Raw genomic sequence first — 17,298 nt, 5'->3', positions numbered from 1 at the left:
AATATGAATGTCCTGATCGTTGATGACGAACCACTGGCCCGCGAGCGCCTGAGCCGAATGGTCGGCGAACTCGAGGGTTACAGTGTCCTGGAGCCGAGCGCCACCAATGGCGAAGAGGCGTTGGCCCTTATCGACAGCCACAAGCCGGATATCGTGCTGCTCGACATTCGCATGCCTGGCCTGGACGGTCTGCAGGTGGCGGCGAAGCTGTGCGAACGAGAGTCGCCCCCCGCCGTGGTGTTCTGTACCACCCGGGATGACTTTCCGCCCGAGGTGTTGCAGGGCGGTGGTGTAGGCTATCTGCTCAAGCCGGTGGCCTCCGAGACGTTGCTTGACGCCTTGCGCAAGGCCGAGCGGCCCAACCGCGTGCAACTGGCGGCGCTGACTCGTCCGGCAGCGGAAAGTGGCAGCGGCCCGCGCAGCCACATCAGTGCGCGAACCCGCAAGGGCATCGAACTGATCCCGTTGAACCAGGTGGTCTACTTCATTGCCGACCATAAATACGTGACCTTGCGCCATGAGAGTGGCGAGGTGCTGCTGGACGAGCCCCTCAAGGCCCTCGAGGACGAGTTCGGCGAGCGATTCGTGCGCATCCACCGCAATGCCCTGGTGGCCCGCGAGCGCATCGAGCGCCTGCAACGCACGCCCCTTGGGCATTTTCAACTGTTTCTCAAAGGCCTCAATGGCGATGCGTTGATCGTCAGCCGACGGCACGTGGCCGGCGTGCGCAAGATGATGCAGCAGCTTTAGCCCGCGGTTGCAGGACGTTCGAGACATTCCATTTTCCAGGACATTGACGGCCAGGGAGGCCTTGGGGTCGTGATTCAAGTCAAAGCGGATTTGGCTGAGCTGTTATTATCCGCCGTATCTTTTCAGTACGGATTGATCCATGTCCCCTCGCGAGATCCGCATCGCCACCCGTAAAAGTGCCCTGGCCCTCTGGCAGGCCGAATACGTCAAAGCCCGTCTGGAGGCCACCCATCCCGGCCTGATCGTGACGCTGGTGCCCATGGTCAGTCGCGGTGACAAGCTGCTGGACTCGCCGCTGTCGAAAATCGGTGGCAAGGGCCTGTTCGTCAAGGAACTGGAAACCGCGCTGCTGGACAACGAAGCCGACATCGCCGTGCATTCGATGAAAGACGTGCCCATGGACTTCCCCGAAGGCCTGGGTCTGTTTTGCATCTGCGAGCGGGAAGACCCACGCGATGCGTTCGTTTCCAACACCTTTGCCAGCCTTGACGCGCTGCCGGCCGGGAGCGTGGTCGGCACGTCCAGCCTGCGTCGCCAGGCGCAACTGCTGACCCGTCGTCCGGACCTGCAAATCCGCTTCCTGCGCGGCAACGTCAACACCCGCCTGGCCAAGCTCGATGCCGGCGAATACGACGCCATCATCCTTGCCGCCGCCGGCCTGATCCGCCTGGGCTTCGAGGACCGCATCACCTCGGCCATCAGCGTCGACGACAGCCTGCCGGCCGGCGGGCAAGGCGCGGTAGGCATCGAATGCCGCAGCGCCGATAGCGAGATCCACGCGCTGCTGGCCCCTCTGCACCACGAAGACACCGCCACCCGGGTTTTCGCCGAGCGTGCCCTCAACAAACACCTCAACGGCGGCTGCCAGGTGCCGATTGCCTGCTATGCCGTGCTGGAAGGCGAACAGGTCTGGTTGCGTGGCCTGGTGGGTGATCCGGACGGCGGCACGTTGCTCAGCTCCGAAGCCCGGGCGCCCCGTGGCGATGCCGAGGCGCTGGGGGTGCGGGTTGCCGAAGACCTGCTGAGCCAGGGCGCCGGCGCCATTCTCAAGAAGGTCTACGGCGAGGCTGGCCACGCGTGATGGGCTGGCGGTTGCTGTTGACCCGGCCGCAGGACGAGTCGTCGGCCCTGGCGGTTGTCCTGGCCGAAGCCGGCGTATTCAGCAGCAGCCTGCCGTTGCTGGATATCGAACCGATTCCCGTGACCGATTCCGGTCGAGCGATGCTTCAGCGGCTCGACCAGTACTGCGCCGTGATTGTCGTCAGCAAGCCGGCCGCCCGGCTGTGCCTGGCGCTACTGCGCGAATATTGGCCCGAGCCGCCGGAACAGCCCTGGTTCAGCGTGGGTGCGGCCACCGGGCAGATCCTGGCCGACGCGAGCCTCACCGTGTTTTATCCGGACGGTGGCGACGATAGCGAAGCCTTGCTGGAACTCCCGGCGTTGCGTCAGGCTCTGGCCCGGCCCGACCCCCAGGTTCTGATCGTGCGTGGCGAGGGTGGCCGTGGCTTGCTGGCAGAGCGCTTGCGCGAGCAAGGTGCTAGGGTCGACTATCTGGAATTGTACCGACGCGGCCTGCCGGAGTATCGCGAAGGCGAATTGTCGGCGAAGGTCGAAGCGGAACGCTTGAACGCACTGATGGTCAGCAGTGGGCAGAGTTTCGAGCATCTGCAGCGTCTGGCGGGTGCCGCGTGGCCAGATCTGGCGCGGTTGCCGTTGTTTGTTCCAAGCCCAAGGGTTGCCGAGATGGCGCGTGCCGCCGGGGCCCGATCAGTTGTGGATTGTCGTGGCGCCAGTGCCGCGGCTTTGCTGGCGGCGTTACGGGAACAATCCGTGCCGTTTTCTAATGCAAAGGATGGATACGTGAGCGAAACAGCCTTGCCAAAAGATCAAGACCGACCTGTGATCGATGCTCCGGTGGAAACGCCGGCACCGGTGGCGCCGCGTCGCGGTAACGGGTTGGCCATTGTTGCATTGCTGCTGGGGGCCGCCGGCGTGGCCGTTGGCGGCTGGGGCGTCTGGCAGGTGCGTCACCTGCAGGCCAGCAACCAGCAACAGTCTGCCCAGGTCCAGGCCCTGAATGATCAGGCCCAGAATCTCAAGCTCAATGAGCAACGCCTCAGCGAGCGCCTCGCGCAGATGCCGGCGGCCGAAGAGCTGGAGGAGCGACGCCGTCAGGTCGCCCAGTTGCAAGGCGACCAGCAACACCTGAGCCAGCGTCTGGAAACCGTACTCGGTGCCAGCCGCAAGGACTGGCGGTTGGCCGAGGCCGAGCATCTGTTGCGCCTTGCCAGCCTGCGCCTTTCCGCCCTGCAAGACATCAGCAGTGCCCAGGCCCTGGTCCAGGGCGCCGATGAAATCCTGCGGGAACAGAACGACCCGGGCTCGTTCGCGGCCCGCGAACAATTGGCCAAGACCCTCGCGGCGTTGCGCAGCACCGAGCAGCCGGATCGCACCGGGCTGTTCCTGCAATTGGGAGCCCTGCGTGAGCAAGTGCTGCAACTCTCGGAGCTGGCGCCCGAATACAAGGATCGTGGCGAGTCCCTGCTGGGCCTGACGGCCGATGGCGATGGTGCCAGTCGCTGGGCGCAGTGGTGGGATCAGATCTCGCGCTATATCCGCATCGATTTCAATGCCGACGAGAACGTCCGTCCTCTCCTGGCCGGGCAAAGCCTGATGCAGGTGCGCCTGGCCTTGAGCCTGGCGCTGGAGCAGGCGCAGTGGGCCGCCCTCAACGGGCAGGCGCCGGTGTATACCCAGGCGCTGGTCGAAGCCCGTGACGTGTTGAAGAACAACTTCAACCAGGACAACCCGCAGAGCAAAGTCATGCTCGAGCGAGTGGCTGAACTGGCCAACGAGCCGGTGACCGTGGTCACGCCGGACCTGACCGCCACCCTGAGCAGCGTCCAGGCCTACCTGGAGCGTCGTAACCTGAATGCCGAGGAGTCGGTCAAGCCGCTGGCCAAGCCTGCTGAGCAGGGGGCCACGCCATGAAGCGTCTCTACGTGATTCTGTTCGTGGTCATCGCTGCCGCCGCCCTGTTGGGCGTGGCGATTTCCGAGCATTCGGGTTACGTGCTGGTGGCGTACAAGAACTTCCGCTACGAAGCCGGCCTGTGGGTCACCCTGGCGCTGGTGGCCGTGCTCTGGCTGTTGTGGCGAGGCCTGCGCGCCTTGATCGGCCTGGTGACCGCCTCCAGCGGCGTGGTCAACCCGTGGTCGCGGCGCAATCGCAGCCGGCGCGTGCAAGTGGCGATCGAGCACGGTCAGCTGGACCTTGCCGAAGGGCGCTGGGCCAGTGCGCAGCGGCATTTGCATCGCGCCGCCGAAGCCGAGCGCCAGCCGTTGCTGTATTACCTCGGCGCGGCCCGCGCGGCCAATGAGCAAGGTCTTTACGAGCAGAGCGATAACCTGCTGGAGCGCGCCCTGGAACGTCAGCCCCAGGCCGAGCTGGCCATTGCGCTGAGCCACGCACAGTTGCAGATGGACCGTGGCGACACCGACGGCGCCCTGGTCACGCTGCAAGCCATGCATGATCGTCATCCCCATAACGTCCAGGTGCTGCGTCAGTTGCAACGGCTGCATCAGCAGCGCGGCGACTGGTCGGCGGTGATCCGCCTGTTGCCGGAACTGCGCAAGGACAAGGTCCTGCCGGCGACGGAGCTGGCTGAGCTGGAACGCCGGGCCTGGGGTGAAAATCTCTCCCTGGCGGCCCACCGTGAAGAAGACGGCAGCGTCGGTTTGCAATCGCTCAACCGCGCCTGGCAACAGCTGACTTCTGCGCAGCGTCAGGAGCCGGCGCTGGTGCTGGCCTATGCCGAGCAATTGCGACAGCTGGGTGCGCAGGGCGAGGCCGAGGAAGTGTTGCGCACCGCGCTCAAGCGTCACTATGACAGTCATCTGGCACGTCTGTACGGGTTGGTCCGCGGCAACGATCCGGCTCGACAGCTGCAAGCGGCCGAAGGCTGGCTCAAGGATCATTCGGACGATTCCAGCCTGCTGTTGACGTTGGGTCGCCTGTGTCTGCAGAACAGCCTGTGGGGCAAGGCGCGGGATTATCTGGAAGGCAGTCTGCGGATCCAGCGCAATCCTGAAGCCTGTGCCGAACTGGCGAGATTGCTGGCGCAACTGGGCGATGCCGAGCGCAGCAACCAGCTGTTCCAGGAGGGCCTGGGGCTGCTGGACGAACGCTTGCTTGCGGCGCCGCTGCCGGTGCCGGCACAGGCGCTGTCCAGCTAAGCAATACTTACAGCGCTCGGCGGTTCGAGTTGGCTTTGCCAGAGTGACGGCCGCTGATCACTGCCCGATTCAGGGCTCAAATGATGCAGTCGGGAAAGTCCTACAGGGGATTGCGCTGAATCCCCTCGTCCCTGTCGGGAATTCCCTACACCCCTGGTGAAGTGTCTGCGCGGGCCTGCCTTGAAAGGCCCGAGGGCTTTCCTCTACCGTAACTGCTTGTCTCTTCTGTTACGGAACCGCCATGTCTTTGGCTTGCTCTCGCTTCTTGTTTTTCATGGCTTCCACCGCCGCGGCCCTGGCTTTGGGCATCGCCAGCTATCTGGAGTACGCAGTCGGTCTGACGCCTTGCAGCCTGTGTGTTTTGCAGCGTATGTGCCTGGTGCTGTTCCTGGTGAACGGCCTCGTGGCCTGCATGCATGGTCCGGGTCGAAAGGGCAGCATCCTCTACGGGGTGACGGGATTGGTTTTTGTGTCGGGCGGAATGGCCCTGGCCTGGCGTCAGGTCCTGGTGCAAAGCCATTCGCTCGAGCCTCTGCCCGATTGCCTGGCCCAGATGAAGGGCGTGAGTTCATGGTGGAGCGCCATGCAGCGTGTCCTTGACGGTGCGGTCGACTGTGCGGGCGTCACCTGGACGCTGTTCGACCTGAGCATCCCCGAATGGAGCCTGCTGTTTTTTCTCGCTGTGTCGATTGCGATGGCCTCCCTGCTGCTTCGCCTTGTCTGGAAGGCTCTGATCCGACCGCTGAGCGACAAGACGTCGCAATTCGTCCGGGTCGCGGATTAAACACTTGTATGAACTTTGTCGCCTGCGTACCTTGAAGCGGCTGTCGTGCGGGCATAATCTGGCCCGCACGTATCATTGGAATTATGCCGCTCGATCATGTTGTGTCCGGCTTGCCATGAATCATCAAGGTGTATGCAGGCTGCGAGGGGCATGACTCACAAGGGAAGAAATCGCCATGCTCGAAAGTTGTCAGAATGCTCAGGAACGCTGGGGTGGGGTGCATCTGCTGATCGACCGCTGGTTGCAGGAGCGTCACGAACTGGTTCGGGCCTATGATGCTCTCGGTGACAAGCCTGAGGCGTTGGGTGAAAGCCGTAAGCCGTTGCAGGAATTCTGCGGTGTGCTGGTGGACTATGTCTCTGCCGGGCATTTCGAGATCTACGAGCAACTCACCGGCGAGGCCAAGGCCTTCAACGACAAGCGTGGCCTGGAGCTTGCCGAACAGATCTACCCGCGCATCGACGTTATCACCGAAAAGCTGCTGGCATTCAACGACCTGTGCGATGAAGGCAAATGCGTAGCGGAAAAATTCAAGGAACTTGGTGGTCTGCTGCACGAGCGCTTCGAGCTGGAGGACTGCCTGATCGAAGTGCTGCACAACGCCCATAAGGAAGAGGCGGCGGTCCAGGCTTGATGGTTTCGCTGTAAAAAAACGGTGCGCATTGCGCACCGTTTTTCGTTTGAGTCATGTCAGCTCGTCGCACCCAGCAATTCGATTTCGAATACCAGTGGCGTGAACGGTGGAATCACATCCCCGGCACCTTCGGCGCCATAGGCCTGGGTCGAAGGAATCACCAGTCGCCATTTCGCGCCCACCGGCATTTGCGGCAACGCGCTGCGCCAGCCATCGATCACGCTGTCGAGGCTGAACCACTGCGCCTGGCGGTTGGCGTCGAACACGGTGCCGTCGGGCAGCCGACCGGTATACAGCACCTGGACCTTGCCATGGGGACCGGCTTTCGCGCCATGGCCTGGCTTGAGTTCAGTCAGCAGGATGCCGTCTTCCAATTGTTTTACGCCTGGCCGGGTTTTTTCCTCGTCGAGAAATTTCTGCTCCGTCTTCAGCGCCACTTCAATCTGCGGTGTCGTCGATTGCGCGGTCAGCTGTGCCTGATGCTTGGCCAGGATCTGCTCGATGCGTTCATCCTTGAGCGCCAGCGGTTTGCCCAGGTAGGCCTGTTGCAGACCTTCCACCAACGCCTGGATCTGCAGGTCGGGCACGTCCTGGCGCAAGCGTTCACCCAGGCTCGCGCCCAGGCTGTAGGCCAGGTCGTGGGCATCGTTGGCGCTGGTTTTTTCAACGGCCTGGACCATGGAGCAAACCATGCACAGGAGGAAAAACAGGTGACGCGACATGGGTGCTCTCCGGGCTCGAATGGAGGAATTATGCCAGCGCCGATTGCTGCGAAGTGAGATTGCTCCGGCAATGGCGCAGAAGATTTTTTGTCTCTTGCAACGCAACGTCTTGTGTACTGTCAACATGCCCTAGCGGCGGTTGCAGCAGAGGTCTAGTATGAGCCGCACTCACGTCAGTCAGGAGGTAAACCATGTCGGCCCCCAAGAAGCCTGTAAACACTCCGTTGCACTTGCTCCAACAACTCTCGGGCAGCTTGCTCGAGCATTTGGAAAATGCCTGCTCCCAAGCCCTGGCTGATGCTGAAAAATTGCTCGCCAAACTGGAAAAACAACGCGGCAAGGCGCAGGAAAAACTGCACAAGTCACGCACCAAACTGCAAGACGCAGCCACTGCCGGCAAGGCCAAGGCACAAGCCAAGGCCAAGGACGTCGTGAAAGAACTCGAAGACCTGCTCGATGCCTTGAAGGATCGTCAGTCCGAAACCCGCGCCTACATCCTGCAACTCAAGCGTGATGCCCAGGAAAGCCTGAAGCTGGCCCAGGGTGTTGGCCGCGTGCAAGAGGCTGCCGGCAAGGCGCTGACGCTTCGTGCTGCCAAGCCTGCTCCTGTATCGGCCAGGAAACCGGTTGCTAAACCCGTTGCTGCAAAAGCACCGGCCAAAGCAGCTGCCAAGCCAGCCGCGAAAGCACCGGCCAAAGCGGCGAGCAAGCCAGCGGCTAAACCGGTCGCTGCCAGCGCTGCCAAACCAGCGGCCAAAAAACCGGCTGTAAAAGCGGCTGCCAAGCCTGTTGCAAAAACAGCCGCCGCCAAGCCTGCTGCGAAAGCTGCTGTCAAACCGGCCGCTAAAAAAGCAGTCGCTGCCAAACCCGCCGCGACGAAAACCGCTGCGGCTAAACCTGCTGTCAAAGCACCTGCAAAAGCTGTTGCCGCGAAGCCAGCTGCCAAACCAACGGCGACAAAAACGGCTGCTGCCAAACCGGCTGCGGCCAAGACTGCTGCCGCCAAGCCAGCCGCCAAAGCGCCTGCCAAGGCTGCGGCTAAACCCGCTGCCAAACCGGCAGCAGCCAGATCCGCCGCCAAGCCAGCTGCCGCGAAGCCTGCCGCTGCCAAACCTGCCGCTGTAAAACCAGCAGCCAAACCTGCTGCGGCCAAACCCGCTGCCAAGCCAGCAGCCAAACCCGCTGTGAAAAAGCCAGCCGCTGCCAAACCTGCGACTGCGCCGGCGGCCAAGCCTGCATCATCGACTCCGGCAGCGACCCCAGCTCCAGCCGCCAGCACGCAGGCTTCGACGGTCAGCCCATCCGCCTCCGTTGCGCCGAGCACCAGCACCCCAACCAGCGCTTCCTAAGTGCCGGACACCGCGACGCGCAGCTGATGCAGCGCGTCGTGGTTCGCTGGTCCGGCACTCGCCGCCAGCCCTTGCAGCCATTGCGCTGATTCTTTCTGTTGGCCCCCAGGCCAATGTGCAGCCACCGCCTCCAATCGCTCCAGCAAACACCGTTCGGCTTGCAGCTCCAGTTTCTTGACCTGCTTGCGCAGGTGAGCAAGCTCCGTGTCCTGAAGGGCGCTCGCCTTCCATTGGCTGCGAAGCGTCCGTAATGGCTGGACCACCTCTTTGTCCCAAGGCTCTGCCAACTGCCGAAGCTGTTGCAGCCTATGTTCATCGCAGGCCACGCCGCGCTGTTCCAGCCACAGCCCGCAAAGCAGCAGGCAGACGCTGGCGCCGGCCTCCTGCAACGTCAGGCAGCTTTGCTCCACGCCAGGCCGGGCGTAGAGGTCGAGGGAGAAATTCCACAGGTCAGGGGACATCGTGCTACTCGCGCCAGTTGCGAGCGAAGCTGGTAGACTCCGCCGCCATTATGATCCGACTTCAGAACCTGACTTTACAGCGTGGCCCGCAACGTCTGCTAGAAGACGCCGAGCTGACCCTGCACGCCGGCCACAAAGCTGGCCTCATCGGCGCCAACGGCGCCGGCAAATCGAGCCTGTTCGCCTTGTTGCGGGGTGAGCTTCACCCGGACTCCGGTGATTGCTCGCTGCCCGCTGATTGGCGTATTGCCCATATGCGCCAGGAGGTCGATACCCTCGAACGCCTGGCCGTGGACTACGTGCTCGATGGCGATATACGCCTGCGTCAGGTTCAACGCGACCTGGCTGTCGCCGAAGCGGCCCATGACGGCGCCGCCCTGGCCCGGTTGCATTCGGAACTCGATAGCGCCGACGGCTATACCGCCGATGCCCGCGCCCGCAAGTTGCTCGCCGGCCTGGGGTTTACCAACGAACAGATGGACCGTCAGGTCGGAGATTTTTCCGGCGGCTGGCGGATGCGCCTGAACCTGGCGCAGGCCCTGATGTGTCCTTCGGATCTGCTGCTGCTCGACGAGCCGACCAACCACTTGGACCTCGACGCCATCATCTGGCTCGAGGACTGGCTCAAGAGCTACCCGGGCACGCTGCTGCTGATTTCCCACGACCGTGATTTCCTCGACGCCGTGGTGGATCACGTGGCCCATGTCGACCAGCGCAAGCTCGTCCTGTATCGCGGCGGCTATACGGCTTTCGAACGCGCCCGTGCCGAGCGCCTGGCCCAGCAACAGCAGGCCTACGAGAAGCAGCAGGCGCAGCGGGCGCACATGGAAAGCTACATCGCCCGCTTCAAGGCCCAGGCCACCAAGGCCCGTCAGGCCCAGAGCCGGATCAAGGCGCTGGAACGGATGGAGGAGCTGTCCGCGGCCCACGTCGATTCGCCGTTCGATTTCGTCTTCCGCGAGTCGAGCAAGATCTCCAGCCCATTGATCGACCTGTCCGACGCGCGACTGGGCTATGGCGACAAGACCGTGCTGGAGAAGGTCAAGCTGCAACTGACGCCGGGTGCGCGGATCGGTCTGCTGGGGCCCAACGGTGCCGGTAAGTCGACCCTGATCAAGAACCTCTCCGGTGAACTCCAGCCCCTGGCCGGGCGCCTGACCCGTGGCGAGAACACCGTGGTCGGCTACTTCGCCCAGCATCAGCTAGACTCCCTCGATGCCAAGGCCAGCCCGTTGTTGCATTTGCAGCGCCTGGCGCCGACCGAGCGCGAGCAGACCCTGCGAGATTTCCTCGGCGGTTTTGACTTCCGCGGTGCGCGCATCGACGAACCGGTGCTGAATTTCTCCGGCGGCGAGAAGGCGCGCCTGGCGCTGGCCTTGATCGCCTGGGAGCGGCCTAACCTGCTGCTGCTCGACGAACCGACCAACCACCTCGACCTGGAAATGCGCCTGGCCCTCACCATGGCCTTGCAGGAGTTCAGTGGCGCGGTGCTGGTGGTCTCTCACGATCGGCATCTGCTCAAGAGCACCACGGATAATTTCTTCCTGGTGGCCGACGGCAAGGTCGAGGAGTTCGATGGCGATCTCGAAGACTACGCGCGTTGGCTGGTGGACTACCGTCAGCGCAATGCGCCGGTCAGCACCACGCCAGTGAACCCGGACAAGACCGACAAAAAAGCCCAGCGCCAGGCCGCCGCAGCCCTGCGTCAGCAGTTGGCGCCGCATAAGCGCGAAGCCGACAAGCTCGAATCCGAACTGGGCAAGCTGCATGAAAAATTGCAGAAAGTCGAAACCAGCCTCGGGGACAGTGGTCTCTACGAGGCAGCGCGCAAGGATGAACTGCGTGATCTGCTGGCCGAACAGGCCCGGTTGAAGGTTCGGGAAGCGGAGCTTGAGGAGGCGTGGATGCAAGCCCTGGAACTGCTGGAAACCCTGCAAGCGGAGCTGGAGGCGCTGTCCTGATGGAAGCGTTGACCTTGCCCATCCCGGTCATGTGGATCGAACCGCTCTGGCTCGGTGTGCAAGTCCTGCTGATCCTGTTGGCCGGTTATGTCATGCAGCGTCTCGTGGCGCGTGCGCTCACAGGGCTCGGTGAGCGCTACCCGTTTCCGCCGCACCTGCTGATCGTCCTGCGCGGCGTGTTGCGCTGGCTGATCATGGGCAGCGCGGTGCTGGTGGTACTCGAGCGCCTGGGTGTTTCGGCCACGGTATTGTGGACCGCGATTTCAGGCTTCGTCGCGGTGGCGGCGGTGGCGTTCTTTGCCATGTGGAGCGTGCTGTCGAACCTGCTGTGCGCGGTCCTGATCTACACCGTCGGACCGTTTCGCCTGGGTGATGTGGTCGAACTGGTGGATACCACCGACAAGCCCGGCATCAAGGGGCGGGTGGTAGCGATCAACCTGCTCTACACCACTTTGATCGAGCCCGAGGAACTCGGCACCGGCAGCTCCATGGTGCAGGTGCCTAACAGCTTGTTCTTCCAGCGTTCGGTACGGCGTTGGCGCGGCAGCGAGGCTTTTCCGGTGGGTGGGTTCGTCGAGTAGACTGCCTCGATACAGCTACCCTCTTTCGTCAGTGTCTGAAACAAATTTCAAGCTGCGCCGGTGTGCGATACCGGTACTGTTCAGGCAGGTACTGACCGATTTTCTCGTCGAATGCGCCGTATCGGGAGGCTAAGATGGTTAAGAAAGTTTACGATTCGGATCAGCTATCGAGGCTGACCCTCAAGGGTTACAAGTCCATCGCCGAATGCGACATCGAACTGGGCAAGCTGAATGTGCTCATCGGTGCGAATGGCGCAGGGAAATCCAATTTCATTGGTTTCTTTCGCTTGATAAGTCGCATCCTGGATGAGCAGCTACAACTCTCGGTGGGGGCCGCCGGAGGTCCTGATGCCTTGCTTCATTTCGGTCGAAAAAGGACCGAAGAGCTTTGTGCGGAACTGTACTTCGGCAATAACGGTTATAAATTCAAGCTCAAGCCTACTCAAGATAACCGCATGATGTTCACCCATGAGGCACTCTGGTGGAACGTCAGTGGCGACTGGCGTGCCAGATCCGGCCATTTTGAGTCATACGCTGCTGAGCAAAAATCCAAGACGCAGATCTACAGGCATGTTGTTCCGGCTATCAGAAGTTGGCGTATCTATCATTTCCATGACACGGGCTCCAGTGCCCTTGTAAAGCAAATCCATGGCATCAACGATAATGAGTATCTGCGCGATGATGCGCGAAACCTGGCAGCATTTTTATATCGCTTGAAGAACCACAACGAGACGCACTACAAGCGCATCGTGAAGGCCATTCAGATGGTGGCTCCGTTCTTCGGTGACTTTCATCTGCGTCCAACGGTTGATAACAAGGAAAAGATACAGCTTGAATGGACTGAAGTCGGCCAGGACACCCCTTTTACCGCAGCCGCTCTGTCGGATGGCACCTTACGCTTCATCTGCCTGGCAAGTGTGTTGCTGCAGCCTGAGGAGTTCATGCCCTCAGCCATTCTGATTGATGAGCCGGAACTGGGGCTGCACCCCTTTGCCATCGTTGCGCTGGGCGGCCTGATGAAGTCGGTCTCTCAGAAACACCAGCTCATTATTTCGACGCAGTCAGTAGAGCTTGTTGATCAGTTCGACGCTGAAGATTTGATCGTGGTAGACAAGGTCGGCGGTGCCTCGACTTTCAAACGGTTGGATACAGCTGCTCTGGGCGCCTGGCTGGAAGAGTTCAGTCTTGGTGAACTCTGGAAGAAGAACATATTGGGCGGGAGACCGAGCCGATGAGTCGAGTCGTTCTTCTTGTAGAAGGGCAAACGGAAGAGGCCTTCGTCAATGAGCTGCTGGCTCCTCATTATTGGGCGCTTGGTGTTTTTCTCACGCCGATCATCATCAGTACGAGCCCCGGCAACAAGGGGGGCGTCGTCAGTTATGGAAAAGTCAGGCATCAGGTGGTTCGTTTGTGCCGGGAGCATCATGCTGCGCAGGTCACCACGATGTTTGATCTCTACGCGTTGCCCGGTGATTTCCCCGGCTTGGCATCAGCCGATTTTCCGATTGCGGGTACAGGGCATCAAAAGGCTTGTTTTCTGGAAGCTCAGTTGGCGATCGATGTTGGAGAGAAGAACTTCATTCCCAACTTGATGGTGCACGAGTTTGAAACACTTCTCTTCGCAGGTACTGAAAAGTTTGCAGAATGGACGGATGACTCAAAGGTCGTACCTGCCCTCAAAACGATCGCTGATACCTATCAGACACCGGAAGACATCAACAACAGTCCACAGACTGCCCCTTCCAAGCGTATCTCCAAGGCGATGCCTGAATATCAGAAAACATTTCACGGGCCTTTGATCGCTTGTGAGATTGGGTTGGATGCCATGCGTCTGAGTTGCCCTCATTTTCATGAATGGCTGTTCAAGCTTGACGCTTTGGCGACGACGTAAAAATTCGTGGCGTTTACCCGATAGTCGCATTAGCGTAGTCGTTTCGACGAATCCGAGCCGAGGTGTGCAATGCTGCTGGAAACATGGCTGGCGTTTTTCGCTGCTTGTTGGGTGATCAGTCTTTCGCCGGGCGCCGGTGCCATCGCATCGATGTCCAGCGGTCTGCAGTACGGTTTCTGGCGCGGTTACTGGAATGCCCTGGGCCTGCAACTGGGCCTGGCATTGCAGATCGTGATTGTTGCCGCGGGTGTCGGTGCGATCCTCACCGCCTCGGCCACGGCGTTCTATGCCATCAAATGGTTCGGGGTCGCCTATCTGGTCTACCTGGGCATCAAGCAGTGGCGCGCCATCCCCGGCGAGATCAGTGACGACGCTACCTTGCGGCCCATCGGCAAGCCCCTGGCGCTGATGTTCCGTGGCTTTCTGGTCAATATCAGCAACCCCAAGGCATTGGTGTTCATGCTGGCGGTGCTGCCGCAGTTCATCGACCCGCATGCCCCCCTGGTCAAGCAGTACCTGATCCTGGGCGTGACCATGATTTGCGTCGACCTCATCGTCATGGCCGGCTACACCGGGCTGGCCTCCAAAGTCCTGCGCCTGTTGCGTACCCCGAAGCAGCAGCGGCGGATGAACCGGACCTTTGCCGGGCTGTTCATTGGCGCGGCGGGTCTGCTGGCGACGATTCGCAAGGCTGCCGTGTAGCGCTTTTGCCACAACTTGAAACCTATGGGAGCGAGCCTGCTCGCGATAGCGATCGATCATTTAACGTTGCTGTTGAATGGTTCACCGCTATCGCGAGCAGGCTCGCTCCCACATTTTTTGTGTGCTGCGGGTAGGTATCAGCCTACAAATCCACCTTTTCTGACAGACCGGACTGGGGGTAAGCGAGGAATTTGCCTATGGGGTGTTCGGAAGGGGGCTGCATACGACCTGTGTCGGTTTCTTGATCATGGAGGCTCTCTCGTTCCCCCGGTGACCGGACGTGCCTGCTACCTCCACAACCCAGTTCAGGTTGACGATCGACAGCCTGTCCGATGAACTCGGTGTTCTCGCCTTCGAGGGCACGGAAGCAATCAGTCGACCTTTTGAATTCAGGATCCGGCTCGTCAGCGAGCATGCCGACCTGGCGCTCGAACGGTTCCTGCATCGTCCCGCGTTCCTGGCTTTCGATACGCTGGGCAATGGCATCCACGGGCAAATCGCGGATTTCGCCGTGGGTGAGTCCGGGCAGCGGCTGACCCATTATCATGCGACGCTGGTGCCACGCCTGAGCAGTCTCGACCTGGCTTTCAATCGGCGAATCTTCCAGCAGCAGACCGTTCGCCAGATCATCACCGTGGTGCTCAAGCTGCACGGTCTGCTGGAAGACTCCTTTCGTTTTCAACTGGGCCCCACGGAGTATCCGCCGCGGGACTACTGCACCCAGTACGAAGAAAGCGACCTGGCCTTTATCCAGCGCTTGTGCGAAGAGGAAGGTTGGCACTATCACTTCGAGCATGGGGCGCAACAGCATGTCCTGGTATTCGGCGATGACCAGTCCCGGTTCAGGAGCCTGCCACCTACACCGTTCATACCTGACGGTGCGATGGTCGCCGACGAACCCACGATCAGGAGCTTTACCGTTCGGGTGCGAGGTGCCACCAGTCGGGTCACCCGGCGTGACCATGATTTCGAAAAACCTCGCCTGACCCTGGAAGGTGCCTCTCGGCATAACCCGTTGGGTGAAGGGGAATCGCAGCCGGACCGAGAGGATTATGCCTACGCGCCAGGGCGCTTCCTGACCCTGGGGCAGGGCGGGCAGACGGCCCGGCGGAGCTTGCAGCGCCGCCAGCGAGACACCTGCATTGCCGAAGGCAGTAGCAATCAACCGGCCCTGGTAAGCGGGCATTTCATGAGGCTGCAAAACCATGGCCGGGCTTGCTGGAACCAACGCTGGTTGCTCACCTGGCTCAGGCACGAAGGCTCGCAGCCCCAGGTTCTCGAAGAAGTCATCGGCAATCCTGGAGGGGCGACACTGGAGCAGGGCTATGGCAACCACTTCAAGGCGATCCCGTGGGATGTGTTCTATCGCCCGTCCGTGGGGCGTCGTCGGCCGGTGCTGGTCAGTGAAACGGCCACGGTCAGCGGCCCGAAGGGCAGCGAGATTCACTGCGACGAGTACGGCAGGGTCAAGGTCCGTTTCCATTGGGACCGTGCCGAAGGCCACCCGGAACGGAGCAGTTGCTGGGTGCGGGTCGCCACGGGATGGGCGGGGGACGGCTTCGGCACCCAACTGATCCCCCGGGTCGGCATGGAGGTCGTGGTCACCTTCCTCGCGGGCGATCCCGATCAACCGCTGATCACCGGTTGCGTGCCGAACAGGGTCAACCCTGTGCCCCATGCGTTACCCGCCAACGACACCCGCAGTGTCTTCAAGAGCCGGAGCACGCCGGGCGGCGGTGGCAGCAATGAGCTGCACATCGAAGACCGGAAGGGTGCTGAACGGATCTATCTGCGGGCCGAACGCGACCTGTTCGCCAAGGTGTGCAACGACCACACGCTGGAGATCGGTCGCGACCAGCGCATGACCCTGGTCGGGCAGCGCTACAGCGAGGTGCGGGGCGAGGAGCACCACACCGTTCGGGAGCATCGCGTGACGCAACTGGATGCCGACGACTTTCTCAACATCAACGGCAGCCTCCACGCACAGGCTGGAGAAACCCTGGTGATTCGCGCCGGGCAGGTCCTGCAGCTCGAATGCGCGGGTGCGCTGACGGTCAAGTCCGGATCGCAGCTGACCCTGGAGGGCGGTGGGCATTTCCTGCGCATTGGTGCTGATGGCCTCTTCAGCAGCGCTCCCATCGAGCAGGGTGGCTGTCCTGGTCCCGGAGCGACTTTGCAGTACAAACCTGCCCGCTTGCCGGGTGACACCGATGAGCCAATGACCGGACGCACAGGCACCTTGACTGGCGGCGTCGCCATCAGCGAAAGCACGACCGGGCCGCCGGCTGGTCGCTCGCCCTTGCCGATCGGTGTGCTGTGCAAACGCTGCTTTCAACATGCCCAAGCCCAGGCCAGAGGATTGGCCGCCCGTCTCTGAGCAAATCAATTTTCAAGGATGATCATGTCTCCAACCGCCCTGCAATGGCTGCAACATCTATACGCTCAGGCCAAGGCCTGCGGCCTCGCCCATGTGGATCTGCTGATCAACTGCGCGCTGCTCGACTATCCGCTGCTGCGACGGTTGAACGAGCTCGTGCCGTCGCCGCGCTACCGGCTTCTGCTCCAGGACTCCCCGGAGCGGGCCTTTGCCGACCAGGGGCCGGTGCTGGTGCGGGTGCTGCTTTTCAATACCGCGCAGCGGGCCTGGCTGATGGACTTTCTCCAAGCGTGCCACGGCCATTCGCGGGTGCTGGTGCTGCTTAGCCGCTGGTCGTTCGATGCCCTTGGCGAGCGTCTTGGGCGGTGCACCCAGGCCGAATGGGAGCAGGGCCGCAAAAGCGGTGTTCTGCGTTACTACGACACCCGTTTGTTCAGACTCTTGTGTGAATTGCTCGATCCCGACCAGCGCAAGATGCTCCATGAGGGGGTCATCGAGTGGCAATGGATCGACCGCGATGGCAAGGCCTGCCAGATGGCGGGGTTCGATGTCCGGCAGGGGGAGGCGGGGCGGGGAGCGCCTGCGTTGCGCTTGAGCGATGAACAAGTCACCGAAGTGGGCGCCCTCGGTGACGCACAACAATGGTGTGCCCGGCAGGAAGTTTTCCCGGGCAGCTACGGTTTCGAATCGTTCGAGACGTTCGTCTACCAGGTTTTTCGCGCTCATGTCGATGCAGAGCGTCAGCAGTTCACGGCGATGGCGCGGGAACAATTCCTCCAGGAATGGCTCGTGACGTGTGCCGGGCAGGCGAACGGTGAACGGGGTATCAGCCAATGAAGCGTAGAGGAGCA

At 61.5% G+C, this 17,298-nt stretch carries 16 protein-coding genes and 1 pseudogene; 15 read left to right on the top strand and 2 right to left on the bottom strand.

Features of this window, described 5'->3' with window-relative positions; translation table 11 throughout:
- Positions 1-3: 3 nt before the first annotated feature.
- The 7 genes and pseudogenes from LOY67_RS27080 to LOY67_RS27050 all read left to right on the top strand — a co-directional run bounded on the left by LOY67_RS27080 (position 4) and on the right by LOY67_RS27050 (position 6,403).
- The gene (locus LOY67_RS27080) at positions 4-750 is read left to right on the top strand and encodes a LytR/AlgR family response regulator transcription factor (protein ID WP_265065194.1); all 747 of its coding nucleotides are present in this window, start codon (positions 4-6) and stop codon (positions 748-750) included.
- 139 nt (positions 751-889) lie between these two features.
- Positions 890-1,831 carry a hydroxymethylbilane synthase gene (gene hemC, locus LOY67_RS27075; RefSeq protein ID WP_265065193.1) on the top strand — a complete coding sequence of 314 codons (942 nt, stop codon included), beginning with the start codon at positions 890-892 and terminating at the stop codon, positions 1,829-1,831.
- Positions 1,831-2,574: pseudogene (locus tag LOY67_RS27070) on the top strand (uroporphyrinogen-III synthase); the annotation flags it as partial. The gene hemC and the pseudogene LOY67_RS27070, both read left to right, overlap by 1 nt.
- Before the next feature lie 36 nt (positions 2,575-2,610).
- Positions 2,611-3,741 (top strand): uroporphyrinogen-III C-methyltransferase, encoded by a 1,131-nt coding sequence (locus tag LOY67_RS27065; RefSeq protein WP_265067834.1) that lies wholly within the window; start codon positions 2,611-2,613, stop codon positions 3,739-3,741.
- Positions 3,738-4,985, top strand: coding sequence for a heme biosynthesis HemY N-terminal domain-containing protein (locus LOY67_RS27060; protein WP_265065192.1), 1,248 nt, complete (start codon positions 3,738-3,740; stop codon positions 4,983-4,985). Before LOY67_RS27065 ends, LOY67_RS27060 begins: the two co-directional genes overlap by 4 nt.
- A 241-nt stretch (positions 4,986-5,226) precedes the next feature.
- A complete protein-coding gene (locus LOY67_RS27055; protein WP_265065191.1) occupies positions 5,227-5,769 on the top strand; it encodes a disulfide bond formation protein B in 543 nt (180 codons plus the stop codon).
- A gap of 175 nt (positions 5,770-5,944) precedes the next feature.
- Positions 5,945-6,403, top strand: a complete 459-nt coding sequence (locus LOY67_RS27050; protein ID WP_041022643.1) for an Rsd/AlgQ family anti-sigma factor — start codon at positions 5,945-5,947, stop codon at positions 6,401-6,403.
- Between the two features lie 56 nt (positions 6,404-6,459).
- On the opposite strand, the gene LOY67_RS27045 is transcribed toward LOY67_RS27050, so the two are convergent.
- Positions 6,460-7,125 carry an FKBP-type peptidyl-prolyl cis-trans isomerase gene (locus LOY67_RS27045; RefSeq protein WP_265065190.1) on the bottom strand — a complete coding sequence of 222 codons (666 nt, stop codon included), beginning with the start codon at positions 7,123-7,125 and terminating at the stop codon, positions 6,460-6,462.
- Between the two features lie 191 nt (positions 7,126-7,316).
- On the opposite strand from LOY67_RS27045, the gene LOY67_RS27040 reads away from it, so the two are divergent.
- Positions 7,317-8,474, top strand: coding sequence for an AlgP family protein (locus tag LOY67_RS27040; RefSeq protein ID WP_265065189.1), 1,158 nt, complete (start codon positions 7,317-7,319; stop codon positions 8,472-8,474).
- Here the strand turns inward: LOY67_RS27040 and LOY67_RS27035 are convergent.
- A complete protein-coding gene (locus LOY67_RS27035; RefSeq protein ID WP_265065188.1) occupies positions 8,471-8,935 on the bottom strand; it encodes a TIGR02444 family protein in 465 nt (154 codons plus the stop codon). The genes LOY67_RS27040 and LOY67_RS27035 overlap by 4 nt on opposite strands.
- 50 nt (positions 8,936-8,985) lie before the next feature.
- Here LOY67_RS27035 and LOY67_RS27030 point away from each other — a divergent pair, with 50 nt between their 5' ends.
- From LOY67_RS27030 to LOY67_RS27000, 7 genes are all read left to right on the top strand, one after another.
- Positions 8,986-10,896 (top strand): ATP-binding cassette domain-containing protein, encoded by a 1,911-nt coding sequence (locus LOY67_RS27030; protein ID WP_265065187.1) that lies wholly within the window; start codon positions 8,986-8,988, stop codon positions 10,894-10,896.
- Positions 10,896-11,477 (top strand): mechanosensitive ion channel family protein, encoded by a 582-nt coding sequence (locus tag LOY67_RS27025; protein ID WP_265065186.1) that lies wholly within the window; start codon positions 10,896-10,898, stop codon positions 11,475-11,477. The genes LOY67_RS27030 and LOY67_RS27025 overlap by 1 nt, the downstream gene beginning before the upstream one ends.
- Before the next feature lie 134 nt (positions 11,478-11,611).
- A complete protein-coding gene (locus LOY67_RS27020; RefSeq protein WP_265065185.1) occupies positions 11,612-12,712 on the top strand; it encodes an AAA family ATPase in 1,101 nt (366 codons plus the stop codon).
- Positions 12,709-13,368 carry a DUF4276 family protein gene (locus LOY67_RS27015; RefSeq protein WP_265065184.1) on the top strand — a complete coding sequence of 220 codons (660 nt, stop codon included), beginning with the start codon at positions 12,709-12,711 and terminating at the stop codon, positions 13,366-13,368. The genes LOY67_RS27020 and LOY67_RS27015 overlap by 4 nt, the downstream gene beginning before the upstream one ends.
- Positions 13,369-13,437: 69 nt before the next feature.
- The gene (gene rhtB, locus LOY67_RS27010; protein ID WP_265065183.1) at positions 13,438-14,070 is read left to right on the top strand and encodes a homoserine/homoserine lactone efflux protein; all 633 of its coding nucleotides are present in this window, start codon (positions 13,438-13,440) and stop codon (positions 14,068-14,070) included.
- Positions 14,071-14,350: 280 nt separating this feature from the next.
- Positions 14,351-16,447, top strand: coding sequence for a type VI secretion system tip protein TssI/VgrG (gene tssI, locus LOY67_RS27005; RefSeq protein WP_265065182.1), 2,097 nt, complete (start codon positions 14,351-14,353; stop codon positions 16,445-16,447).
- Between the two features lie 24 nt (positions 16,448-16,471).
- The gene (locus LOY67_RS27000) at positions 16,472-17,284 is read left to right on the top strand and encodes a DUF4123 domain-containing protein (protein ID WP_265065181.1); all 813 of its coding nucleotides are present in this window, start codon (positions 16,472-16,474) and stop codon (positions 17,282-17,284) included.
- Positions 17,285-17,298 lie beyond the last annotated feature (14 nt).

Source organism: Pseudomonas sp. B21-056, from assembly GCF_026016325.1.
Lineage (GTDB): Bacteria > Pseudomonadota > Gammaproteobacteria > Pseudomonadales > Pseudomonadaceae > Aquipseudomonas.
The sequence above is the reverse complement of the archived record's forward strand: the minus strand, read 5'-3'. Positions and strand labels throughout refer to the sequence as shown.

Excerpts from the sequence above, each read along its gene's own strand:
- rhtB (WP_265065183.1), top strand. The coding sequence starts at position 13,438 with ATGCTGCTGGAAACATGGCTGGCGTTTTTCGCTGCTTGTTGGGTGATC.
- LOY67_RS27025 (WP_265065186.1), top strand. The coding sequence starts at position 10,896 with ATGGAAGCGTTGACCTTGCCCATCCCGGTCATGTGGATCGAACCGCTC.
- hemC (WP_265065193.1), top strand. The coding sequence starts at position 890 with ATGTCCCCTCGCGAGATCCGCATCGCCACCCGTAAAAGTGCCCTGGCC.
- LOY67_RS27055 (WP_265065191.1), top strand. The coding sequence starts at position 5,227 with ATGTCTTTGGCTTGCTCTCGCTTCTTGTTTTTCATGGCTTCCACCGCC.
- LOY67_RS27060 (WP_265065192.1), top strand. The coding sequence starts at position 3,738 with ATGAAGCGTCTCTACGTGATTCTGTTCGTGGTCATCGCTGCCGCCGCC.
- LOY67_RS27015 (WP_265065184.1), top strand. The coding sequence starts at position 12,709 with ATGAGTCGAGTCGTTCTTCTTGTAGAAGGGCAAACGGAAGAGGCCTTC.
- LOY67_RS27000 (WP_265065181.1), top strand. The coding sequence starts at position 16,472 with ATGTCTCCAACCGCCCTGCAATGGCTGCAACATCTATACGCTCAGGCC.
- LOY67_RS27045 (WP_265065190.1), bottom strand. The coding sequence starts at position 7,125 with ATGTCGCGTCACCTGTTTTTCCTCCTGTGCATGGTTTGCTCCATGGTC.
- LOY67_RS27040 (WP_265065189.1), top strand. The coding sequence starts at position 7,317 with ATGTCGGCCCCCAAGAAGCCTGTAAACACTCCGTTGCACTTGCTCCAA.
- LOY67_RS27080 (WP_265065194.1), top strand. The coding sequence starts at position 4 with ATGAATGTCCTGATCGTTGATGACGAACCACTGGCCCGCGAGCGCCTG.
- LOY67_RS27035 (WP_265065188.1), bottom strand. The coding sequence starts at position 8,935 with ATGTCCCCTGACCTGTGGAATTTCTCCCTCGACCTCTACGCCCGGCCT.
- LOY67_RS27020 (WP_265065185.1), top strand. The coding sequence starts at position 11,612 with ATGGTTAAGAAAGTTTACGATTCGGATCAGCTATCGAGGCTGACCCTC.
- LOY67_RS27050 (WP_041022643.1), top strand. The coding sequence starts at position 5,945 with ATGCTCGAAAGTTGTCAGAATGCTCAGGAACGCTGGGGTGGGGTGCAT.
- LOY67_RS27030 (WP_265065187.1), top strand. The coding sequence starts at position 8,986 with ATGATCCGACTTCAGAACCTGACTTTACAGCGTGGCCCGCAACGTCTG.